This is a genomic window from Helicobacter sp. CaF467b, from assembly GCF_022664765.1.
Taxonomy (GTDB): Bacteria; Campylobacterota; Campylobacteria; order Campylobacterales; family Helicobacteraceae; genus Helicobacter_D; species Helicobacter_D colisuis.
This window is the reverse complement of the sequence record NZ_JALAIY010000001.1, coordinates 104,091-124,910: the sequence shown is the minus strand read 5'-3', so window position 1 is coordinate 124,910 and position 20,820 is coordinate 104,091. Positions and strand designations below refer to the sequence as shown.

17 protein-coding genes and 2 tRNA genes are annotated in these 20,820 nt (G+C 35.0%); 2 read left to right on the top strand and 17 right to left on the bottom strand.

Annotated elements, in window-relative coordinates:
• Positions 1-5: 5 nt before the first annotated feature.
• Positions 6-1,181 (top strand): capsular biosynthesis protein, encoded by a 1,176-nt coding sequence (locus MKD52_RS00680; protein WP_242098906.1) that lies wholly within the window; start codon positions 6-8, stop codon positions 1,179-1,181.
• Here MKD52_RS00680 and galE read toward each other — a convergent pair whose 3' ends face one another.
• The 7 genes from galE to htpG form a co-directional block, all read right to left on the bottom strand.
• Entirely contained in the window at positions 1,182-2,189 is a 1,008-nt protein-coding gene (gene galE, locus MKD52_RS00675) for a UDP-glucose 4-epimerase GalE (RefSeq protein WP_242098905.1), read from the bottom strand.
• 9 nt (positions 2,190-2,198) lie between these two features.
• Positions 2,199-2,552: a hypothetical protein gene (locus tag MKD52_RS00670; RefSeq protein WP_242098904.1), complete on the bottom strand. Its 354-nt coding sequence runs from the start codon at positions 2,550-2,552 to the stop codon at positions 2,199-2,201.
• A gap of 6 nt (positions 2,553-2,558) precedes the next feature.
• On the bottom strand, positions 2,559-3,929 hold the full coding sequence (locus MKD52_RS00665; protein ID WP_242098903.1) for a cytochrome P450: 1,371 nt from the start codon (positions 3,927-3,929) through the stop codon (positions 2,559-2,561).
• A gap of 2 nt (positions 3,930-3,931) precedes the next feature.
• Complete coding sequence (locus tag MKD52_RS00660; protein ID WP_242098902.1) at positions 3,932-5,059, bottom strand: hypothetical protein; 1,128 nt, start codon at positions 5,057-5,059, stop codon at positions 3,932-3,934.
• 105 nt (positions 5,060-5,164) lie between these two features.
• Positions 5,165-5,241: transfer RNA gene (locus tag MKD52_RS00655), tRNA-His, on the bottom strand.
• A gap of 26 nt (positions 5,242-5,267) precedes the next feature.
• Positions 5,268-5,345: transfer RNA gene (locus MKD52_RS00650), tRNA-Pro, on the bottom strand.
• 98 nt (positions 5,346-5,443) lie between these two features.
• Positions 5,444-7,330: a molecular chaperone HtpG gene (gene htpG, locus MKD52_RS00645; RefSeq protein ID WP_242098901.1), complete on the bottom strand. Its 1,887-nt coding sequence runs from the start codon at positions 7,328-7,330 to the stop codon at positions 5,444-5,446.
• A gap of 285 nt (positions 7,331-7,615) precedes the next feature.
• On the opposite strand from htpG, the gene uvrA reads away from it, so the two are divergent.
• The gene (gene uvrA, locus MKD52_RS00640; protein WP_242098900.1) at positions 7,616-10,441 is read left to right on the top strand and encodes an excinuclease ABC subunit UvrA; all 2,826 of its coding nucleotides are present in this window, start codon (positions 7,616-7,618) and stop codon (positions 10,439-10,441) included.
• A gap of 157 nt (positions 10,442-10,598) precedes the next feature.
• On the opposite strand, the gene MKD52_RS00635 is transcribed toward uvrA, so the two are convergent.
• The 10 genes from MKD52_RS00635 to purC are packed head-to-tail and all read right to left on the bottom strand — an operon-like array spanning position 10,599 to position 20,818.
• On the bottom strand, positions 10,599-12,809 hold the full coding sequence (locus MKD52_RS00635) for an endonuclease MutS2 (RefSeq protein ID WP_242098899.1): 2,211 nt from the start codon (positions 12,807-12,809) through the stop codon (positions 10,599-10,601).
• Positions 12,806-13,171: a hypothetical protein gene (locus tag MKD52_RS00630; protein WP_242098898.1), complete on the bottom strand. Its 366-nt coding sequence runs from the start codon at positions 13,169-13,171 to the stop codon at positions 12,806-12,808. Before MKD52_RS00630 ends, MKD52_RS00635 begins: the two co-directional genes overlap by 4 nt.
• Positions 13,171-14,505 carry a UDP-N-acetylmuramate--L-alanine ligase gene (gene murC / locus MKD52_RS00625; RefSeq protein WP_242098897.1) on the bottom strand — a complete coding sequence of 445 codons (1,335 nt, stop codon included), beginning with the start codon at positions 14,503-14,505 and terminating at the stop codon, positions 13,171-13,173. Before murC ends, MKD52_RS00630 begins: the two co-directional genes overlap by 1 nt.
• Positions 14,496-15,617, bottom strand: a complete 1,122-nt coding sequence (locus MKD52_RS00620) for a succinyldiaminopimelate transaminase (RefSeq protein ID WP_242098896.1) — start codon at positions 15,615-15,617, stop codon at positions 14,496-14,498. The genes murC and MKD52_RS00620 overlap by 10 nt, the downstream gene beginning before the upstream one ends.
• Before the next feature lie 3 nt (positions 15,618-15,620).
• Positions 15,621-17,141, bottom strand: coding sequence for a DEAD/DEAH box helicase (locus MKD52_RS00615; RefSeq protein ID WP_242098895.1), 1,521 nt, complete (start codon positions 17,139-17,141; stop codon positions 15,621-15,623).
• A gap of 58 nt (positions 17,142-17,199) precedes the next feature.
• Positions 17,200-17,901, bottom strand: coding sequence for a lysophospholipid acyltransferase family protein (locus MKD52_RS00610; protein WP_112057885.1), 702 nt, complete (start codon positions 17,899-17,901; stop codon positions 17,200-17,202).
• Positions 17,885-19,186: an SH3 domain-containing protein gene (locus MKD52_RS00605; RefSeq protein ID WP_242098894.1), complete on the bottom strand. Its 1,302-nt coding sequence runs from the start codon at positions 19,184-19,186 to the stop codon at positions 17,885-17,887. Before MKD52_RS00605 ends, MKD52_RS00610 begins: the two co-directional genes overlap by 17 nt.
• The gene (gene purQ / locus MKD52_RS00600) at positions 19,183-19,842 is read right to left on the bottom strand and encodes a phosphoribosylformylglycinamidine synthase subunit PurQ (RefSeq protein WP_242098893.1); all 660 of its coding nucleotides are present in this window, start codon (positions 19,840-19,842) and stop codon (positions 19,183-19,185) included. Before purQ ends, MKD52_RS00605 begins: the two co-directional genes overlap by 4 nt.
• A gap of 13 nt (positions 19,843-19,855) precedes the next feature.
• Positions 19,856-20,092: a phosphoribosylformylglycinamidine synthase subunit PurS gene (purS, locus tag MKD52_RS00595; RefSeq protein ID WP_112057883.1), complete on the bottom strand. Its 237-nt coding sequence runs from the start codon at positions 20,090-20,092 to the stop codon at positions 19,856-19,858.
• Positions 20,093-20,101: 9 nt separating this feature from the next.
• On the bottom strand, positions 20,102-20,818 hold the full coding sequence (gene purC / locus MKD52_RS00590) for a phosphoribosylaminoimidazolesuccinocarboxamide synthase (protein WP_242098892.1): 717 nt from the start codon (positions 20,816-20,818) through the stop codon (positions 20,102-20,104).
• Positions 20,819-20,820 lie beyond the last annotated feature (2 nt).

The window sequence follows — 20,820 nt, the reverse complement described above, 5'->3', positions numbered from 1 at the left end:
AATTCATGCAGCTAAAAGAGGTCATACAGCAATTTCAGAATCGCAAAATTCTCCTTTTGCAAGGTCCTGTTGGACCCTTTTTTTATCGTTTTGCCAAGCTATTGTCCTTAAAAAATCAAATTTACAAAATTAATTTTAATGGAGGAGATTTTCTTTTTTATCCCTTTAAGGCTAAATCCTATCGTGGTTCCCTAGCTAACCTTGAAACTTTTTTACAAGAATTTTGCAAAACCTATCGTATTGATTGCGTGATTATGTTTAATGATTGTCGCCCTATTCATAAAATTGGAGTAAAAGTTGCCCAATCGCTCAATCTCCAAACTTATATTTTTGAAGAAGGTTATATCCGACCTAATTTCATCACTTTTGAAAAAGATGGTGTCAATGCCAATTCCACTTTACCTAAAGATTCAAATTTCTACCTTACTTACAAAAACAAACCCGCTCAAGAAGAAAAAAATGTCCAACATAGCTTTAGAAATATGGCTTGGTTTTCCTTTCTTTATTGGTTTGGGGCTTTTTTATTAGGCTGGTATTTTAACAACAAACTCCACCATAGGAGCTTGAGCTTTACAGAAATGTTTCCTTGGTTTTTATCGCTTTTTAGAAAACATTGGTATCGCTTTAGCCAAAAGGAAGATAGAGATTTTATTTTAGATTCTAAGAAAAACTATTTTGTTGTTGTCTTGCAAGTCTATAATGATACGCAAATCAAAAATCATTTTGAAGGCAGACGAATTGAGAATTTTATCAAAAACTCTATCCGATCTTTTGCAAAATATTCCAAAAAACAACATTTTCTAGTCATCAAACACCATCCAATGGATAGAGGCTATAAAAACTATAAAAAATTCATCAAAAGACAAACGCGCAAATACAATGTAAGTCAAAGAGTGATTTACATTCACGATATCCATCTTCCAACTCTATTAAAAAATGCTCTTGGTTGCGTAGTTATTAACAGCACAACAGGACTTTCAAGTATTCTTCATAAGTGCCCCACAAAAGTTTGTGGAAACGCCTTTTATAATATCCAAGGACTAACCTACCAAGAATCACTTAATAAATTTTGGAAAGCGGCAAAAAAATACAAAATTAATCAAACCCTTTTTGAACGCTTTAGAAGTTTTCTTATTGATAAGGTGCAGATTAATGGAAGCTTTTATGGCAACTTAAGCTAACTAATCCATTTTCCTTTCCCACTCATACGCATTTTTACAAATAAGATCTAAATTATTATATTTTGGTCTCCATTCCGTGTGAGTTAGAATTTTATCATTATCACTCACAAGCATTGCAGGATCTCCAGCTCTTCTTGGCTCAATCTCAACCTTAAAATCTATCCCACTGACCCTTTTTACACATTCAATGACTTCTTTAACACTAAATCCAACTCCATAACCCACATTATAAGTTTGCGAAACCCTCTCTTTTTGTAAAGTTTTAAGACACTCAAAATGTGCTTTTGCTAGATCATCAATATGAATATAATCACGAATGCAAGTCCCATCTTTTGTTGCATAATCCTCACCAAAAATCCCCATTTTATCACGCTTTCCACAAGCACATTCACACGCTACTTTAATCAAATGAGTAGCATTCTTGCTTCTTTGCCCAAGCCCTCCCTCGCTCAAAGCACCTGCAACATTAAAATATCGCAATATTACACTTTTAAATTCTGGATTTGCCACTTCAAAATCCCGCAAAATCTTTTCAACCACAAGCTTTGATTCTCCATAAGGATTAATCGGAGCAGTTTGTGTAGTTTCTATTATTTTCTGTGTTGTGTTTGGCTCTCCATAAACTGCTGCAGTTGAGCTAAATAAAAACTCATTAATCTTAAATTTTGCAACCATTTCCAAAAGATTAAGAGTATTAGCAACATTGTTTTGATAATACTTCAAAGGATCAAAAACCGATTCAGAAACGACTAAACTCCCAGCAAAATGGATAATAGCATCAATTTTTTGTTGAGAAAAAATTTTCCCTAAAATAACTTTATCACCAAAATCTCCGCTAACAAACTCTACTCTATTAAGAAATTTCTTTTGCAAAAACTCTACATTCTCGCTAAATCCCGTGCAAAGATTATCCAAAATTATAATTTTACAATCACTCTCTTTTAAAAAACAATACGCGGTATGCGATCCAATAAATCCAGCTGCCCCAGTAAAAAGATAAACTTGCATTGCTACTCTTTATAATTGTCTTCCAATAGTTTGTTCATTTAGATGCTTTCGCAACATTAAATCAATGATTGGCTGCTCTCTTGAATTCGCTCTTTTGCAATGATCTTTTTGAAAAAAATCTGTGATTTTAATCACAATCTTAGCCCACTTCTTATCTCTTTCTCTCCACGCGTGAGAAGAAACTGACTCCCAAGCATAGCCATTAAAAAGTGTTGCATTAACAAAATGATCTAATGCCCTAACACCTTGACGCACACGGCTAACTTTACCAAATGTTCCAACAAACACTATGAGTAAATAGCCAATAATCATCAAAGGCACTAAAGCACACAAAAGCAATGTTCCTGCTAACTTTTCTTTCATTTTTAGCTAATTTTCTCTTTTGATAAATTTAATATTCATTCCATTTGCCGATCGAATCGTAAGCCTTCCTACAACATCTGGCACAAAATTTTCTTGTAATTCTAGTCTATATTCCCTTAAAATATTTGCCAAAATCAAAATGGCTTCTTGCATAGCAAAGCCTTGTCCAATGCAAATTCTCTCCCCCATTCCAAAAGGCAAATAAGTGTCTTTTTTAATCTCTCTCTCAAAGCGTGTAGGATCAAACTCGTGAGGATTCTCCCAATAATCACTATGTCTTTGGATAAGCCAAGGAGCCACTACAACTCCTGATCCATTTTGAACTAATTTATTGCGAATCTCTGTCTCTTTTTTAGCTGTTCTTGCAAAAAACCCAACTGGCGGATAAAGTCGCAATGACTCTTTAAAAACATTGGTTAAATATTTCATTTTTCTTAAATGCCCAATATTAAAATCTTCCTTGCCTGCCACATTAATAATCTCTTGATAGGCGATTTCTTGTTCTTTTGGTGATAAACTTAGAATATAAAGTGTCCAAGTCAATGAACTAGCTGTGGTTTCATGTCCTGCTAAAAAAAGCATAGCCACTTGATCTAAAATCTCCTCAAAACTAAAAGGCTTGCCACTTTCTACTTCAATTACCGCTAAAAGCGAAGAGAGAATATCTTGATATTCCCCTATCTCTCCTTTATGAAAAGAATCATAACGCGGTTTAATAATATCACTTAAAACTTTTCTAATAATCTCTCCAGCCTTAACGCGCTTTCTCTCTCCAAAAAGATTCACTAACCATTTTGGAATGCAAAACATTTTTTTAATAGCTGTATGAATAGTTTCTTCTTGAAAAGTCACAAAAGCTTCTAAAACCTGTTTGCCCTTAGCCTCATCAAGCTTTTGGGACATAATGGTGCGAAAAATCACATCAGCTGTTACAAAAGTCATTAGCTCATCAACTTCAATCACCGCTTTATCGGGATAAGCCCTAAATTTAGCCATCAAATCACTAACTGCATCACTCATTAAACCAAATACTTTAGTGATTCTTGCTTGTTCAAAAGAGGGTCTTAAAAGCTCCCTTTGTTTTTTCCAAACTTCCCCGTTAGTTGTAAAAATACTCTCACCAAGCAAAGGACTTAATAACTCGTGCAACAAATCACTTTTAGGGAATTCTCTTACTTCATCTACCATAATGCGTCTCACATCTTGTGGGTGATTTGCAATATATAAATCAAAGCCTGGCATTTTCACTCTGCCTGATTTCATCTTATAGCTTCTTTCATACAATCCATCAAGCCATGAACGTCTTTTTAAGAGAAAAGTTGTCAATAAGGAAGCCTTAGTTTTGTGTGGTTTTGGGAAAAATGGACACTGCCCCATAACTACTCCTTTACCTTGTGTTCTAAAGTTTTTACTCCACTAATAAAATTAAAATAATTGTATTTGCCATCAATCTCTGTTGCATACAAATACAAAAAATGCGCCAAATACCAATTATACCGAATCTTCTTGTAGGTTATGGGCGTAAAAAGTTTATGAAAGCGTGGCGAGAGATAAAGCGGTGGAGATTTCACGCTTAGCCCTGAAGCCTTATAATAATCAAGCATTGCAAAACAAGCTCCATCAATCTTTGAAGTATAATCGCACCAAAATACTCCCACATTTCCTGCCACTTCCATTTCTCTCCTAAAGGCTTCACAATACTTTTGAAAACTAACAAGCGGAATACACTGCCCAAGCATTAAAACCTTAAAATTTTTTAGATTCAAATTCTCATTTTTAGCAACTTCTGCGACTTTGGCGATGACACTTATTGCCAAAATAGTTCCTACACTATGTGCACATAAAATCACTTCATAATGAGTTGTTTTTTGATTCTCTCTAAGAGCTTTTAAAATTCTTTGGCTAAATTCCAAAGTAAGATTTGGAATTTCATTAATCTTGCCTGTAGCATATTTAGCACAAAATACATAAATATTAGACAACCAAAAAACCGCAAATCTCTTGCCACACCACAAAATCCCCTTTGTTCCAATCCACAAACAAGCCAGAATCATAGCTATAGCCACATATAAATTCCACTCTTTTATCCAAACAAACAGACCATAAGCAACCACGAAGCATAAAACATAGCTACCTATAAAATAAACAATCGGATAAAATCCAGCTAAAAGCTGCGTTCTTGATTTTTGAGTAAAAGTCTTAACAATTCCAGAAAAAATATAAGCTTTTAAAAAATAAATAAAATCACAAACAAAGTTCCACAAAGTCTTTGACCAATATTTTCTTACAACCTTATCCCAAGTTAAAAAATGGTAATTTGTTTGAGATTCTTGTGAGGCAATTTGACAAAAAACTTCCTTATTGTGAGTTAAATGGCAGGGAGAAATTTCTAACCCAAAATGGCTAATGGAGTTTTGCTTTACAAGATTCTCTTTTAATAAAGCATAATAATAACGATAACTGCGAGGATCATATCCTGCAATGTAAAACACATCTCTTTGAAACATTGCCGCACTTTTTAAAAACTATAAAGATATTATAAAATATAAAACTTTAAAGACAGATAACATAAGCTCTGTAAAATTATTTCAAAGATAAAATTAAGAAAACAATGGGGTGGGCGATGGGAATCGAACCCACGACCCTCAGGACCACAATCTGATGCTCTAACCGACTGAGCTACGCCCACCATTGATAATAAGTTTTAAAAAGAAGTGGTCGGGGCGAAAGGATTCGAACCTTCGACCCCTTGGTCCCAAACCAAGTGCGCTAACCAGACTGCGCTACGCCCCGACAAGCAAAAAGGACTGAAATTATAATCTTTAAGTGATAAAAAGTCAAGAATATTTAAAAGATTCTATCCTTGAAAATCCAAGGATAGTAATCTAGTCTTAAAGTGTATTTTCTAAAAGCGTATTTAATCGCTTCACAAAAGCATTCACATCTTTAAGTTTTCCGCCTTCTAGTAGTTTTGCTTCTTCTAATAATAAATGTGCAATTTCTGCAATCTTTACAGAATCATTATTCAAAAGCAATTTAGTTAAAATCGTATGGTTTGGATTAAGCTCTAAAATAGGTTTAGGCTCTGCCATCTCTGTGCCCATACCCATTGCGCCCATTTGCTTCATCATTTTCATCATTGCAGCACTTGGGTCATCAGGATCAGCCACCACACAAGAAGGCGCATCCACAAGCCTATTGCTTAAGCGCACTTCTTTAACCTCATCGCCTAGCACTTTTTTAAACTCTTCTAAAATAGTTTTATATTTTTCTTGTGTTTCTTTATCCACTTCTTGTGTGCCTAAATCTTCCAAAGCCTCTTTAGAGGTAATAGAACGCAATGGAGTCTTATCAAACTCATTTACCATTGGCATTACAAATCCATCAATCTCTTCTGCAAAAAATAAAACTTCTATATCTTGCTTTTGATAGCTTTCTAAAAGTGGAGAATTTTTAAGCAATTCTAAATCCTCCCCTTGCAAATAATAAATCGCTTTTTGCCCCTCTTTCATTCGCTCTTTATAAGCTTTAAAGGAAATTTCTTTTCCTTCACTTTTATTTGATTGGAATCGCAAAAGTTCTAACAATTTCTCTTTATTTTCAAAATCACTATAAACACCTTCTTTTAGGCATCTTCCAAATTCTTTATAAAATTTTGCATATTTTTCCTCATCTTTTTGGAGCGATTCAATCTCACTAATAATTTTCTTTGTTGAAGCTGATTTGATTGTAGCTAAGATTCTATTTTGTTGCAAAATCTCACGACTAACATTCAAAGGTAAATCCTCGCTATCAATAATACCTCTAACAAAACGCAAATAAGGCGGTAAAAGCTCTTTATCATCATCTGTAATAAACACGCGTTTAACATAAAGCTTTACACCACTTTTATAATCCACCCGATAAAGGTCAAAAGGTGCTGTTTGCGGGATATAAAAAAGTGTAGTGTATTCTAAACTTCCTTCAACTTTAGTGTGAACCCAAGCCAAAGGTTCATTTGAATCATAGCTCAAGCTTTTATAAAACTCTTTATATTCTTCATCTTTAAGATCTTTTTTAGCTACTCTCCAAAGCGCTGAAGCTTTATTGATTTGATCACATTTTTCTTCTTTAATTTCTTTTTTTGAATCCCCTTCACCTTCGCTTTTTGTTTCAGTGTAGTGTAAGAAAATTGGGAATGGAATATGATCAGAATATTTTTTGATAATCTCTTCAATTCTCCAGCGACTTGTAAATTCTTTCTCATCTTCTTTTAAATAAAGCTTAATCTCACTTCCTTGCCCTTCTTTTTCGCATTTTTCAATCTCAAATTCTCCACTTCCATCACTAATCCAAGCATAAGCTTGAGATTCTCCTGCTTTTTTGGTGGTTACAATGATTTTGCTTGCTACCATAAATGCTGCATAAAATCCAACCCCAAATTGCCCAATAAGTGCTGAATCTTTTTTCTTATCGCCACTTAATTTAGAAAGGAAATTTTTTGTCCCGCTCTTTGCAATTGTCCCTAGATTCTCAATCAAATCCTGCTCATTCATACCAATCCCATTATCGCTAATAGTTAGGGTATTTTTCTCTGCATCAAAGCTAATTTCAATTTTAGGTTGAAAATCTAAAGTCTTTAATTTCTCATCCGTTAGCGTAAGATATTGGAGCTTATCAAGCGCATCAGAGGCATTGCTCACAAGCTCACGCAAAAAGATTTCTTTATTGGAATAAAGGGAATGAATCATTAAATCTAAAAGCTGATTCACTTCAGTCTGAAAGGTATGTTTTGCCATTTTTAATCCTTTTTTAAAAATTTAGTGGAATTATAACACAGAGCTTCCAAAAAATCAACAAAGTTTATATTAATGCACTAAAGTTTATTGATACAATAAAAATAAAATAATATAGCTATTAAGTATTCAAGGATAATCTTTATTGCTTTTACTCCAAAATCACCCCCTGCAAAAATTACTAAATTTCAAACCACATTATTAGCAGTGATGATTAACTTTTACAATGTGAATTTAAAAAATGTTTTTGGTATAATATTTGGTTATTTCATTTCATAAGGAAAAACTTTGAATCCGCAAAATGCATCACCACTAGATCATATCATTATTACTAATGCTAAAGAAAATAATCTCAAAAATATCCACCTTAATATCCCTAAAAATAAGCTAGTAGTGCTTACTGGACTTAGTGGAAGTGGCAAAAGCACCCTAGCCTTTGATACGCTCTATGCAGAAGGACAGAGACGCTATATTGAATCACTCTCAAGCTACGCAAGGCAATTTTTGGATAAAATTGGCAAACCTGATGTGGATAAAATAGAGGGATTAACCCCTGCCATTGCTATTGATCAAAAAACCACTAGCAAAAATCCTCGCTCCACGGTTGGAACTATTACAGAAATTTATGACTATTTGCGTTTGCTTTATGCGCGCGTTGGGATTCAACACTGCCATTTATGTGGAAAGCCTATCTCTCAAATGAGTGCTAGTGATATTATCGCTCAAGCTCTCAAAATCCCCGAAGATTCAAAAGTGCTAATCCTATCTCCACTCATTCGCGAAAAAAAGGGAACTTTTACAGATAAACTAGAATCATTGCGACAAAAAGGCTATGTGCGAGTGCAGATTGATGGAGTTTTAGCAAGGCTAGATGAAAATATTGAACTCTCCAAAACGAAAAAACATACCATCAAAGTCGTGATTGATAGAATCACAATTAAGCCTGAAAATAAAGAAAGAATTGCTCAAAGCATTGAAAAAGCCCTTAAAGAATCTTATGGTGAGGTAGAAATAGAGATTTTGGGAGAAAGTAAAAATCAGTTAATCCATTTTAGTGAGCACTTAGCTTGTTTTGATTGCAAAGTTTCTTTTAATCCGCTAGAACCTCTTAGTTTTTCATTTAATTCCCCCAAAGGTGCTTGTCCAAAATGCGATGGACTTGGAATCCGATATAGCATTGATGTCAAAAAAATCCTTGATAGCTCCCTGCCTTTAGAATCGGGCGGAATCAAAATCATTTATGGCTTTAATAAAAGCTATTATAATGAGCTTTTTAAAGCAATGTGTCAAGCCAATGGGATTGATTCTAAAGCTTCTTTTGAAGATTTGCAAGAACACCAAAAAAAGCTCATTTTATATGGCAATAGCCAAGATATAGAATTCACTTGGAAAAGCACTAAGCTTAAGCGACCTTGGAGTGGGATTTTAGCGATTGCTTATGATATGTTTAAAGACAATAAAGACTTAAGTGATTATATGAGCGAAAAGGTTTGTGAGGATTGCTTAGGGCATCGGCTTCTCCCCCAAAGTCTTGCTGTCAAAGTCGCTAACAAAACTATTGGAGATATTTTAGATATGCCAATTAGTGAATGCTATGGATTCTTTGCCAATGCTCAAAACTTTGATTATTTTGATAACCAACAAGCAATGATTGCCGCACCCATTTTAAAAGAAATTTGTGAGAGACTTTATTTTCTTTATGATGTTGGGCTAGGATATCTTAGTTTGGGGCGTGATGCAAGAAGCATTAGCGGAGGAGAATCGCAAAGAATTAGAATCGCAAGCCAGATTGGGAGTGGTCTAACAGGTGTAATGTATGTGCTTGATGAACCAAGTATTGGTTTGCACGAACGAGACACTTTAAAACTCATCAAAACCCTAAGAAGTTTGCAACAAAAGGGAAATTCGGTTATCGTTGTAGAACACGATAAAGAAACCATAGAACACGCCGATTTTATTGTGGATATAGGTCCAGGTGCAGGGAAATATGGCGGAGAAGTTGTCTTCAGCGGAAATCTCACGCAACTTCTCTCAAGCTCCACCCAAACTGCTCAATATCTCAATGGTACAAAGAGAATCGAATATTTTATCCGCCGCAATCAAGAAGATTGGCTTACTATTAAAAATGTTAATATCAATAATATTCACAATCTTAATGTTGAAATGCCACTTAAAAACTTTGTTTGCATTACAGGTGTAAGTGGAAGTGGCAAAAGTTCTCTAGTGCTTCAAACTCTGCTCCCAGTTGCGCAAGAACTACTCAACAATCGCAAAAAAGTCAAAAAAGTTGATGGCGTGGAGATTATAGGCTTAGAAAAGCTTGACAAAGTCATCTACCTTGATCAAAGCCCAATTGGACGCACACCGCGCTCAAATCCCGTAACTTATACAGGTGCAATGGATGAGATTCGCCAAATCTTTGCACAAACCAAAGAAGCACAAATCCGCAACTATAATATTAGTCGCTTTAGCTTTAATGTCAAAGGCGGAAGATGTGAAAAATGTCAAGGAGAAGGGGAAATCAAAATTGAAATGCACTTTTTGCCAGATATTTTAGTCAAATGCGATTCTTGTCAAGGAACGCGCTATAATACACAAACTCTAGAAGTAGAATACAAAGGAAAAAATATTGCTCAAGTTCTAGAGATGAGTGTTGATGAAGCGTGTGAGTTTTTTGCTAAGATTCCAAAAATCTACCAAAAACTAAGAACACTTAAAGATGTCGGATTAGGCTATATCACGCTAGGGCAAAATGCCACAACACTAAGTGGTGGGGAGGCTCAAAGAATCAAACTTGCTAAAGAGCTAAGTCGCAAAGACACCGGCAAAACACTCTATATTTTAGATGAACCAACTACAGGACTGCACTTTGCTGATGTTGATAGACTCGTGCATGTCTTGCACCACCTTACTGATTTAGGCAATAGTGTAATTGTAATTGAACATAACCTAGATATGATTAAAAATGCCGATTTTATTATTGATGTAGGACCTGAAGGCGGAAGCGGTGGAGGAAACATAGTTGATAGCGGATCTCCAGAACATATTGCTAAAAGATACAAAAAAACAGGCAGTCATACGGGAAAATTTCTAGCAAAAGAGCTTAGAATCTAAGCATATTTACCAAAGAGGCTAGGAAAAATCTTACTTCCCTCCACTGCGATGCATAGGATGCTGATAATCAGATTTATCACAACCTGTTGCTACAAAAGCCACAAAAATAACACCAATTAAAAATAAAATTTTTTTCATTTTAACTCCTTATAATTTCTTATAATTTCACAATTTTTGCACCAAATCCACCAGACTTTGGCGGTGCATCTGTAAATTCCACAACTTTTGGATGCTTTTCTAAAAAGTCTCTCACCACACTTGAAAGTCTTCCAGTGCCGATTCCATGATAGACTAAAACCTCATCAAATCCAGCAATAAGGCTATTTGAAATAAATTCATCAAGTTTTTCTAAAGCTTCTTCTGCCCTCATTCCATGCAAATCCAAAACCACATTGGCATTTTTAGGGGATTGCACATTAAATTTAACTTGCGGAATCTCTGGGGGATTGCCGCTTAATTTTAACGCACCTAAAGGCACTCTAAGTTTAAATCCATCATCAAGCTGCACCATTGCACTATCCCTTTGAATACTCACAATTGCACCCCTTGATTGGCGATATTTTACCCTATTTCCAACTTTAAAAACTTGAATCTTTGGCTTCTCTCTTTGTTCTTCTTGTTTTTTTGCCTGTCTTAAAATCTTGTTAGCCTCGTTCATTTGGCGATGAATCTCGGCTTGATTATGCATTTTGCTTGCTTGTTTTGCAACATTAATTGCCTCTTGATAAGTCTGCTCCAAGAGTGCAAATTTTGCTTTATAAGACTGCTCTAAGGCTTCTTCTTTGGATTTTAAATGATTGATTTTTTGCTCTAATTCTTCCCTTTTGAGTTCTGCTTGTTTAATCTCTTGTTGCAATTTCATTTCTAAGCGTGAAGAATTTTCAATTAATTCATTAAGTTTTTCTTTGTCCTCTCCATAAAGGATTCTCGCCTCATTCACAAGCGTCTTTGGAATCCCATAGCGCACCGCTGTTTCAAAGGCATAGCTTTTGCCAATAGTGCCATCAAGAAAGCTAAAAGTTGGCATTTGATTTTTTTCATCAAACAAAGCTGCTAAAAGTTGCACCTTAGGATTCCCTGCCATTAGCGCAGCAAGACGCTTATGGTGGGTAGTTACAATGATTTTGTTATTTTTGAGAATCAAATTTTCTAGTAGCACCTTAAACAAACTAGCTGCTTCATCACTATCTGTCCCAAGCTCAATTTCATCCACACCAATAATTCCATCTCTTTGGTTTAAAATCTCCGAAAACTGCAACATTCTACCCCCAAAAGTAGAAATATCATTCTTACTATTTTGTGGATCTTCTAAAATTAATTCAATAAATTTAAAAGAATCAATGCTTGATTTTGCTGCATTAATAGGAAGTGGAATCAAATACTTAGAGAGAAAAACCGCACTCATTACGGATTTCAAAAGCATTGTTTTTCCCCCTGCATTCACCCCTGTAACCATCAAAATTTGCCCATCAAAAGAGAGATTGATAGATTTTGGTTTCTTTAGTGCTGGATGCTTAAACTCACTTAAAATGATCTTTTTACCATTAGGCTTGGGTGCTAAAAACTCTAATCCTTTTGATTTTGCAAAATTTAAACGCGCTTGATAAGAATCAAAACGATCAAATTCTTTATTAATAAATTTTAAAAATGCAAGATTCTTGGTAAAAAGTGTTGAAATTTCCCTACAAATATAAAATAATTGCTCTTCTTTTTTGTTTTGTAGCTCATTGCTTTTGCTTTTTAAATTTGCAATACTTTGAGGTAAAACATAGAAAAATCCAGCACTTGATCGATTAATAATTTGTCCAGATAGAACATGATGGAATCCTGCCTTAAGTAGCAAACATTCTTCTTCATTCACAAAATGTATTTGCCTATCTACAAGATAGGCTGCAAGTTTATTATGATTTAGGATTTGATTTAATTGTTGAGCAATCTCTCTTTTAATCCGCACAAGACTTTCTAAAATAGAATCAAGCTCCAAATAAATCCCACTTTTTAGCTCACCATTTTCCAAAAAAAACTTGGCAACCTCCAAAATAGGCTGTGGAATAACAATCCCTTCAAACCAATTCCCTAAAATCCCCTCTAATTTCAAACTTTTAAGGTAGTTAAAATAGCGAATTATTTTAATAAATTCAAAAATTTCATCTAGTTTTAAATAGCCAAATTTCTTTAAAAGTGCTAGTTGCGTATCAAGATTCTTAACTTCTTTGGGCGGAGTAAAAACAACCTGCTCTAACTCCCTAATGAAATTAAAATGAATTTTACTATCACCTTCTAAAAACAAATCTTTGGGACGAGATAAAAAGCTCTCATAATTCTTTAAATAGTCTTCTAAATCTAGCTTTCTAACTAAATTATTCATTTTTTAAGCTCACAAGCTTTTAGTGGAATTGTCGTTCTAAAATACCCACTTTCCTCTTTCCCCATTAAGGTTAATGTGCCACTAATAAAATTAAATGTATTGCTATCAACTTCTAAAGTCTCTGTCCCTACCACACACACCAGTTTTTTTCCTTGCAGAAATAGCTTTGCAAGTTCTGTTAGTTCTCCATTAGCCTTTTCTTGAAAAAGAGTAAAAATGCCAATTCCAAGCGCAAAAATCAAAAGCATAGCACCCACGATAATTTTACTCTTTTTTTCAATTAGATTGTATTGTGCCAAAAGCTGAACTAGCAATGCCAAAACAACTACAGCGGCAATAACAATGAGCCAATAATGCACCACTAAAAACCTCCTCGAAGCTGATAAGTCAAATCCCCAGCATTAAACCCCACTGCAATCCCACTCTCTATCCTATCAATCTCTGCTCCATTGCAATAAAGCACCAAAGAATCCCCTTCTCTTTTAACTAAATCCGCAAAAATAGGCTGATACTTAGCAAAAAGCCTATCAAAATCAATCTCTTGCTTTGATTCCCCAGCAGCATAAACTGGGAGAATAACTAGTTTATCTATTCCGCTAAAACATTCTACAAATTCCTCTAAATTATCCAAGATACGTGAATATTTATGGGGTTGCCAGATTCCGCAAATCTGCTGATATTGAGTTAATTCTTGATATTTTTTTAGCGACTTTAGAGTGGCTTTAATTTCTGTTGGGTGATGCGCATAATCATCGACAATTAAGCATTTACCCTTGCTTAAAATATCAAATCTCTTTTTGATTCCACAAAAATTTTGAATATTTTGGCGGATTTGCTCCACTTCCATACATTCTAATGCTGCTAAAATTGCCAAGGCTGCATCAAGTGCGACATGTTCTCCAAGCCCATAAACTTCAAAAACTCCTAAATCTTTACCGCTATTTTTTAATCTAAAACGCGTTTTTGGCTCCCCATCTTTTAAAAAATATTCAATATTTTCAATATCTTTTGAAGGATAAAGTCTCACACATTCACATTTAAGTGTTTTTAAAAACTCATCTTCAGCATTAATCACACGATATTTTGCTAATTCCAAAAAATCCCTATAGGCTTGATAAAACACTTCCAAATTATGCCCATAAGTCTCCATATGTTCAGGTTCTGCATTAGTTACAATCGCACAATAAGGATTGCACTCCAAAAAACTTTTATCTGATTCATCAGCTTCAAACACCACTTTATTAGTCTTTAAAGCGCGTGTATTAGAGCCAAACTCCTTGCTCTCTGCCCCAATTAATGCACTGCTCTCTTGCAAAATCGCACTCAAAATTGCTGTTGTGGTGCTTTTGCCATGCGCACCAGCGACTGCATAAACCTGCTTATCTTTTAAAATTAAATTTAAGGCTTCTTTGCGCGAAAGCACTGCAATACCCTTTTTTTTGGCTTCAATTACTTCAACATTATCAGACTTAATAATCGCAGAGTGAATCACCAAATCTTGGCAAGTGATTGATTCTTTGGAGTGCGGAATACTAAGAGAAATCCCCATTGTCCTTAATTCCTTTGTTACACAGCCCTCACACATATCCGATCCGCTAACCTTCACGCCTTGCGCATGTAAGAATTTTGCTAAAGCCGAGATTCCAATTCCACCAATTCCGATAAAATGTATAAATTTGGGAATCTCTAAAGCCACTTCTTTATCCTTAAAAGTGCATCTTTGATAATCTCTTGCTCATAAACTAAAGCCAATCTCACATATCCACGCCCTGGATTTATACCATTTTCTCTTGACAAAAAGCTTCCTGGCAATACCACGATATTTTCTTTCTCTAGTAAATTACGCGCAAATTCCAAATCATCGCCCACAAAAAGCCATACATAAAAGGTCGAACTTGGAACTTCCACCCCCAAAATCTCTTTTGCTAGTTGCAAATTTTTTGCATATTGCTCTCTTGAATACAAAGTATGCTCATCATCACTCCACGCAACTCTAGCGGCTTCTTGCAAAGGCAGTGGAGAGGCACAGCCAACATAAGTGCGATATTGTGCATATTGTTTTAAAATTTGACTATCTCCGGCAATAAAGCCACTTCTAAGTCCAGGGGCACTAGAGCGTTTAGATATGGAATTAAGCGCCAAAATATTTTTAAAAGAATAATTTCCTGCTGCATAACTTGCCTCTAAAATTGAAGCGGGTTTAGAATCCATATAAATCTCGCTATAGCACTCATCATTGAGCAATAAAAAGTCATATTCCAAAGCCCATTCCACCCATTTTTTTAGCTCTTCTAAGCTTAGAGTGCTACCTGTTGGATTGTTTGGAGAATTAAGAATAACCAAATCACATTCTTGCATTTCTTTAGTGCTCAATTTTGGCTTAAAACTATTCTCTTTTGTAAGATTCATATGAATCACTTTTGCCCTTGAGGCGATTGCTGCACCCTCATAAATTTGATAAAAAGGATTTGGGTATGCCATAACCTTATTTTTTTTATTAAAAAGATAGAATTGCGGAAAATTAAATAATACTTCTCTAGTTCCAAAAGTTGAAATCAACGCTTCGCAAGGCAAATCAATCCCAAAACGCCTTTTGACAAATCCAAGCAAGGCTTCTTTAAGCGATTCCTCTCCACTAGTTTTTGGATATTTATTTAGTAAGGCAGCCTTTTGGCTTAGGGTTTGGCAAATAAATTCAGGTGTCTTAAACTGCGGTTCTCCAATAGTTAGTGAGATTCTGCCCTCTTTTTGTGGAATATCCTTAATAAGAGCATTAAGTTTTTCAAAAGGATAAGGTTGAAATTCCATAATTTATCTCCTTTTTGAGCGAGTTGATTTGGAGTTTTTTTTGCTTTTTGTGGCGCCTTTTCTTCCTTGATTCTTTGGGCGTTCTTTTTCACTGAAGCTTTTTTTACTAGAAATATTTCTGGGAGAATGCGCACCTTTTTTGCTAGAGTGTTTTTTTTCATCACTTTGAAGTTGCTTTTGGAAGCGACTTAAACCCTCTTTGTCTAGCCCAATCTTATTGGGACCTATAATTTTATTTTCTTTTAGCACCATAGAAAGTAGCTTACATACTAATTGTGTCATATCCGCATTTGCGCGAATCTGCTCATAAAACTTCAAAGCTTCATCGGTGATTTCACATTTTAGGATATTTTCTAAAAGACTAGAATCTTTTTTGTCAATCGTATCTTGTAAGTCTGGAATCTCATAAAGCTCAATTTTAGCCTTTGTGTTTTCTTTGATTCTGCGCAACTCTTTAAACTCCAAAGGTGTTGCCAATGTAATAGCAACACCTTTTTTGCCTGCTCTCCCTGTCCTGCCTATGCGATGCACATATGATTCTGGATTGAGTGGAATATGGAAATTAAACACATGGCTTACACCACTAATATCAAGCCCACGCGCTGCAATATCTGTAGCCACCAAAACATTAATACTTGAATCTTTAAATGCTTTAATAGCCCTTTGCCTCTCTCTTTGTTCCATATCTCCATGCAAAGCTCCCGCCTTATAACCACGGCTAACAAGCCTTTCACAAAGCAAATCTGCTTCTTTTTTCATACGCGTAAAAATAATAGCCTTGCTTGGCATCTCACTATCAATTAAACGCACAATCGCATCTTCGCGTTCTTGCTCATTAATAATGTAATATCGTTGTGAAATATCTTGATTAGTTGTATCACTTGGCGTAACTTTAATCAGCTTTGGATTATGCAGAATCTTTTGTGCCAAATGCTTAATAGGTGTTGGCATCGTCGCTGAAAAAAGCAGAGTTTGGCGATCGCTTGGCAGATAAGTAAAAATCTCTTCAATATCATCTAAAAAGCCCATATCTAACATTTCATCTGATTCATCAAGCACCACCACTTTTGGATTAAAATCCTTTAAACGCCCATTGCGCAAATGATCTAATAATCTCCCTGGTGTTGCAATGATTATTTGAGGTTTCTTTTCTAAAAGCTCAATTTGACGGCGGATAGGTTGCCCACCAAAAAGCGATACTGTGCGGACTTTATTGTATTTCCCAAGCTTAAAAACCTCATCACCAATTTGCATTACAAGCTCCCTTGTAGGCGCAACAATCAAAGCCTCAACACTACCATCATGTCTTAAATCATTAACCAAGGGCAAAGCAAAAGCCGCTGTTTTTCCTGTCCCTGTTTGCGCCTGTGCAATCACATCAAGCCCATCTAAAATTACCGGAATAACTTCTTTTTGAATAGGGCTTGGCTCTTTAAATCCTGCTTCATCAATTCCTTTTAAAACTTTACTCTTAAGTCCAAATTCGACAAATCCATTGTTTGTTTTTTTTCTTGTTTTTTCCATTTTTTACTTATCCATTTTGAAATAAATTACAGCATAAAGCCCACTCTACTTAGGTAATCTACGAGTTTGGCGATGCAAAAAGTTGAGAATAAAGGCTAGTGTATTCCTTTTGCATTTTTTCTTTTAACTCCACAAACCAATCCTCACCTTCTGGCACAAAAGAAGGCAAATATTTCACTATAAAAGCTTCATTATCAAAACGCATCGCACCTATATCCAAACATTTTCTTGTTCCACAAAAAACCACTGGTTGCACTCTAAGCCCAAAATGCTCTGTAAGCACTTTAGCACCACTTTTAAAAGGCAAAAATTTCTCACCACCTAATGATCGAGTGCCCTCTGGGAAAATACACAGAGTTCTCTCATTTTGCAACCTATCTTTAGCTTCTTTAAGTAGATACACCATCTCTTTTTTACTCTCTCGATCAATCAAAATCATCTTAGGAGCTTTTAGAGCATGACCATACAAAAAAGGTTTGCCAAGCTCTTTTTTGGCAATCCAACACAAGTTATTAGGATGTGTTGCTTCTAGATAAATCACATCCATAAAGCTTTGGTGATTCATCACCAAAATTCTTGCTTCCTTGTCTATCTCTCCAAACACCTGCACCCTTACTCCAAAGAGCTTCATAAAAGCTTTAGCAGTTGCTATGCGTATCTTTCTATGAGATTTCTGGAAGCAATACATCAAGGCAATACTAAAGGGTATTACCACCATAGTATAAATCACTGCACTAAAAGCTCTAATTTTGGATACCATCTTTTCTCACCCATCCAATACGATCATCTTCAAGCAATATTTTGTAATAGCCATATTTATCTGAAAGAATCTTTACCTCCATAGGATTTTGTGTTGTTAAAATAATCGTTGAATTAAAAGTCGGCTGAATCCTAATTTCTACATCTGTCTTTAAAGTAGCAGAAGTTTTAATAGACAATAAATAAATCAAAACAGCCAAAACAATAGCTCCCAAAACCAAAAACAGCTTTTTGCGATAATACAAATACAATCCCAAAAAGACAATAATAAGAAAAATTGTAGCTAGAATTTTATAAATTTGCAGAGTATTTTTAGGTCTAATATCGCTCTGTGTGCTAACACGATCGTCTTGTGAAAAATTATCAATGTGTAATTCTACATATTTGGCACTTTGCACATTAAAATAATCAAAAGATATTTTATCCAAGCTCTTAGGCACTACTGCATAATAAAAAATCTCTGATTCTTTATAATCTCCCCTTTTACTCTCAATTCCCTGCTGTGCGTAAGTCTCCAAATGGAAATCAAATAAATTCCCCATCGTGCTTTGTAGCTGAAAAACTGCTAAATTACTTTGTGAATCATAGCTTGTGATTTTAGTATCGACAATCCTAAGATCATTAGCAACCACTTGTGAGTAGCTACCCTTTCGCTCTAAAGGCACAGCTTTACCAACAATAGATTCTGTAGATTCCCTTAATACTCCCTCGCTAGTTTGAATTATAGCTTCTATTTTAGGAATCGTAAAATTCACCTGTTCAATCCTAAAATAAAAGGTATTCCTTAAGCTTGAATCTTGATTTAAAATCCAATTTTCCTCTGGATTTAACACGCTAACACTTGAATCTTTGGCAATAAAATTTGTAGTAATCTTGGAATATTCACCAAAAATTAGAAGCTTTACTTCAATAGGAATAATTTGCTTGACATACAAAACATTTTGAAGTGGGCTAACAAGACTCAAATAAACATTTTTAGGCGTTAAGGTGCCTTGATAATTCTCTTGAATAGAATTTGGAGCTTGATTAGAATCGCTATTTTCTAAAGGAATTAAATCCTCTTGTGGTGGCAATTTTTCAAAGGGATTTTTTAAATCTTTTTCTTGCACCAAGGGAGTGTTTAAAGATGATTCTTTTTCAATGGGCGCAGGAGTAGCAGGTAAGAAACCTTGGGGAGAATTTTGGTTTTGCATAGGCTGAGTATAGGCATCAGAATCCTGTGGAAACATAGAAGTTTCCTGTGCAAAAAGCCCAATAATGCAAAAGAAAAAAAGTAAAAATCTCATAGAATCTCTAAAAAACCTTCTAACATTTTTAATCCAACATCACCACCCAAAATTTTCTCTACACATCGTTCTGGGTGTGGCATTAGCCCAAAAACATTTTTTTGTTCGTTACAGATTCCTGCAATATTTCTCAAAGAACCATTGTTATAACCAACATATTCTAATAAAATTTGATCTTTTTGCTCTAGCATTTTTAAGCCTTCTTTATCAATGTAATAATTACCATCAGCATTGGCAATAGGCACTTGCAACAAATCATCTTTTTGAAATTTGCTTAAAAAAATATTGTTATTATTCACAACTCTTAAGCAAACATCTTTGGAGGCAAAATGTAAGTTTTCATTGCGTTTCATTGCACCAGGCAATAATCCACTCTCAAGAAGTATTTGGAATCCATTGCAGATTCCAAGCACATAACCACCTTTTTTGGCAAATTCCACCACAGCTTGCATAATAGGCGCAAACCTTGCAATCGCACCACTTCGCAGATAATCCCCATAGCTAAATCCACCAGGTATCACAACAAGCTTAGTTTCACTTGGTAATTTAGTTTCTTGGTGCCAAACTATTTGCGTTGGCACTTTCAACAAAGAAAAGGCATACTGCATATCATATTCGCAATTTGTTCCTAAAAATTGTAAGATAGCAACACTCATTAGATCTCTTTATTTACATTTTAATTTTGTAGTCTTCTATCACTACATTTGCAAGAAGCGATTCACACATTGCCTCCACTTCCTTATAAACCTTTTCTTTATCTTCTCCTACCATCTCCAAGGTAATCACTTTGCCCACATTTGCATTTTTTACACTCTCATACCCCAATGATGATAAAGCGTGGCAAATCGCCTTGCCTTGAGGATCAAGCACCCCCTCTTTTAATGATACAATCACTTCTACTTTCATATTATCACCTTAAGATAAAATTCGCTTTAAAACTTCTTCATATGCCATTTTAACGCTTCCTAAATCTTGTCTAAAGCGGTCTTTGTCTAATTTTTCTTTTGTATCTTTATCCCAAAAACGACAAGAATCAGGCGTAATTTCATCAGCCAATAAAATATTCCCCTCATTATCCACGCCAAATTCAAGCTTAAAATCCACCAAGAGTAAATTCTTAGAATCAAAAAACTCACGCAAAATTTCATTAACCTCACGCCCTATTTTTCGCAAAGTTTCTAGCGATTCCACACTCTTGACACAATTTAAAATCAAGGCGTGTTCATCATTGATAAGTGGATCACCCAATGCATCATCTTTGTAATAAAATTCTACAAGCACAAAGGGTAGTTTCTCTCCCTCTTTAATCCCTAATCTTTTGCTTAAAGATCCTGTGGCAATATTTCTTACTACCACTTCAATAGGAATAATCTGCACTTTTTTGCAAAGCATTAAATTATCACCCAAAGTCTCTACATAATGTGTTTTAATTCCATTTTTTTGGAGTAATTTAAAAATTTCTGTTGAAATCTTACAATTCAAACTCCCTTTCCCTTCTTCACTGCCCTTTTTTTCTGCATTAAAAGCTGTTAAATCATCTTTAAACTCTGCAATCACTAAATTTGTATCACTAGTCTTATAAAGTTTCTTTCCTTTGCCCTCATACATCATTTCTTTTTGTTCTACTTGCATAT

What these genes read in the sequence shown, in the direction of transcription:
- MKD52_RS00680 (WP_242098906.1), top strand. Translation starts at nt 6, where the DNA reads ATGCAGCTAAAAGAGGTCATACAGCAATTTCAGAATCGCAAAATTCTC.
- galE (WP_242098905.1), bottom strand. Translation starts at nt 2,189, where the DNA reads ATGCAAGTTTATCTTTTTACTGGGGCAGCTGGATTTATTGGATCGCAT.
- MKD52_RS00670 (WP_242098904.1), bottom strand. Translation starts at nt 2,552, where the DNA reads ATGAAAGAAAAGTTAGCAGGAACATTGCTTTTGTGTGCTTTAGTGCCT.
- MKD52_RS00665 (WP_242098903.1), bottom strand. Translation starts at nt 3,929, where the DNA reads ATGGGGCAGTGTCCATTTTTCCCAAAACCACACAAAACTAAGGCTTCC.
- MKD52_RS00660 (WP_242098902.1), bottom strand. Translation starts at nt 5,059, where the DNA reads ATGTTTCAAAGAGATGTGTTTTACATTGCAGGATATGATCCTCGCAGT.
- htpG (WP_242098901.1), bottom strand. Translation starts at nt 7,330, where the DNA reads ATGGCAAAACATACCTTTCAGACTGAAGTGAATCAGCTTTTAGATTTA.
- MKD52_RS00635 (WP_242098899.1), bottom strand. Translation starts at nt 12,809, where the DNA reads ATGAATAATTTAGTTAGAAAGCTAGATTTAGAAGACTATTTAAAGAAT.
- MKD52_RS00620 (WP_242098896.1), bottom strand. Translation starts at nt 15,617, where the DNA reads ATGGAATTTCAACCTTATCCTTTTGAAAAACTTAATGCTCTTATTAAG.
- MKD52_RS00615 (WP_242098895.1), bottom strand. Translation starts at nt 17,141, where the DNA reads ATGGAAAAAACAAGAAAAAAAACAAACAATGGATTTGTCGAATTTGGA.
- MKD52_RS00610 (WP_112057885.1), bottom strand. Translation starts at nt 17,901, where the DNA reads ATGGTATCCAAAATTAGAGCTTTTAGTGCAGTGATTTATACTATGGTG.
- MKD52_RS00605 (WP_242098894.1), bottom strand. Translation starts at nt 19,186, where the DNA reads ATGAGATTTTTACTTTTTTTCTTTTGCATTATTGGGCTTTTTGCACAG.
- purQ (WP_242098893.1), bottom strand. Translation starts at nt 19,842, where the DNA reads ATGAGTGTTGCTATCTTACAATTTTTAGGAACAAATTGCGAATATGAT.
- purS (WP_112057883.1), bottom strand. Translation starts at nt 20,092, where the DNA reads ATGAAAGTAGAAGTGATTGTATCATTAAAAGAGGGGGTGCTTGATCCT.
- purC (WP_242098892.1), bottom strand. Translation starts at nt 20,818, where the DNA reads ATGCAAGTAGAACAAAAAGAAATGATGTATGAGGGCAAAGGAAAGAAA.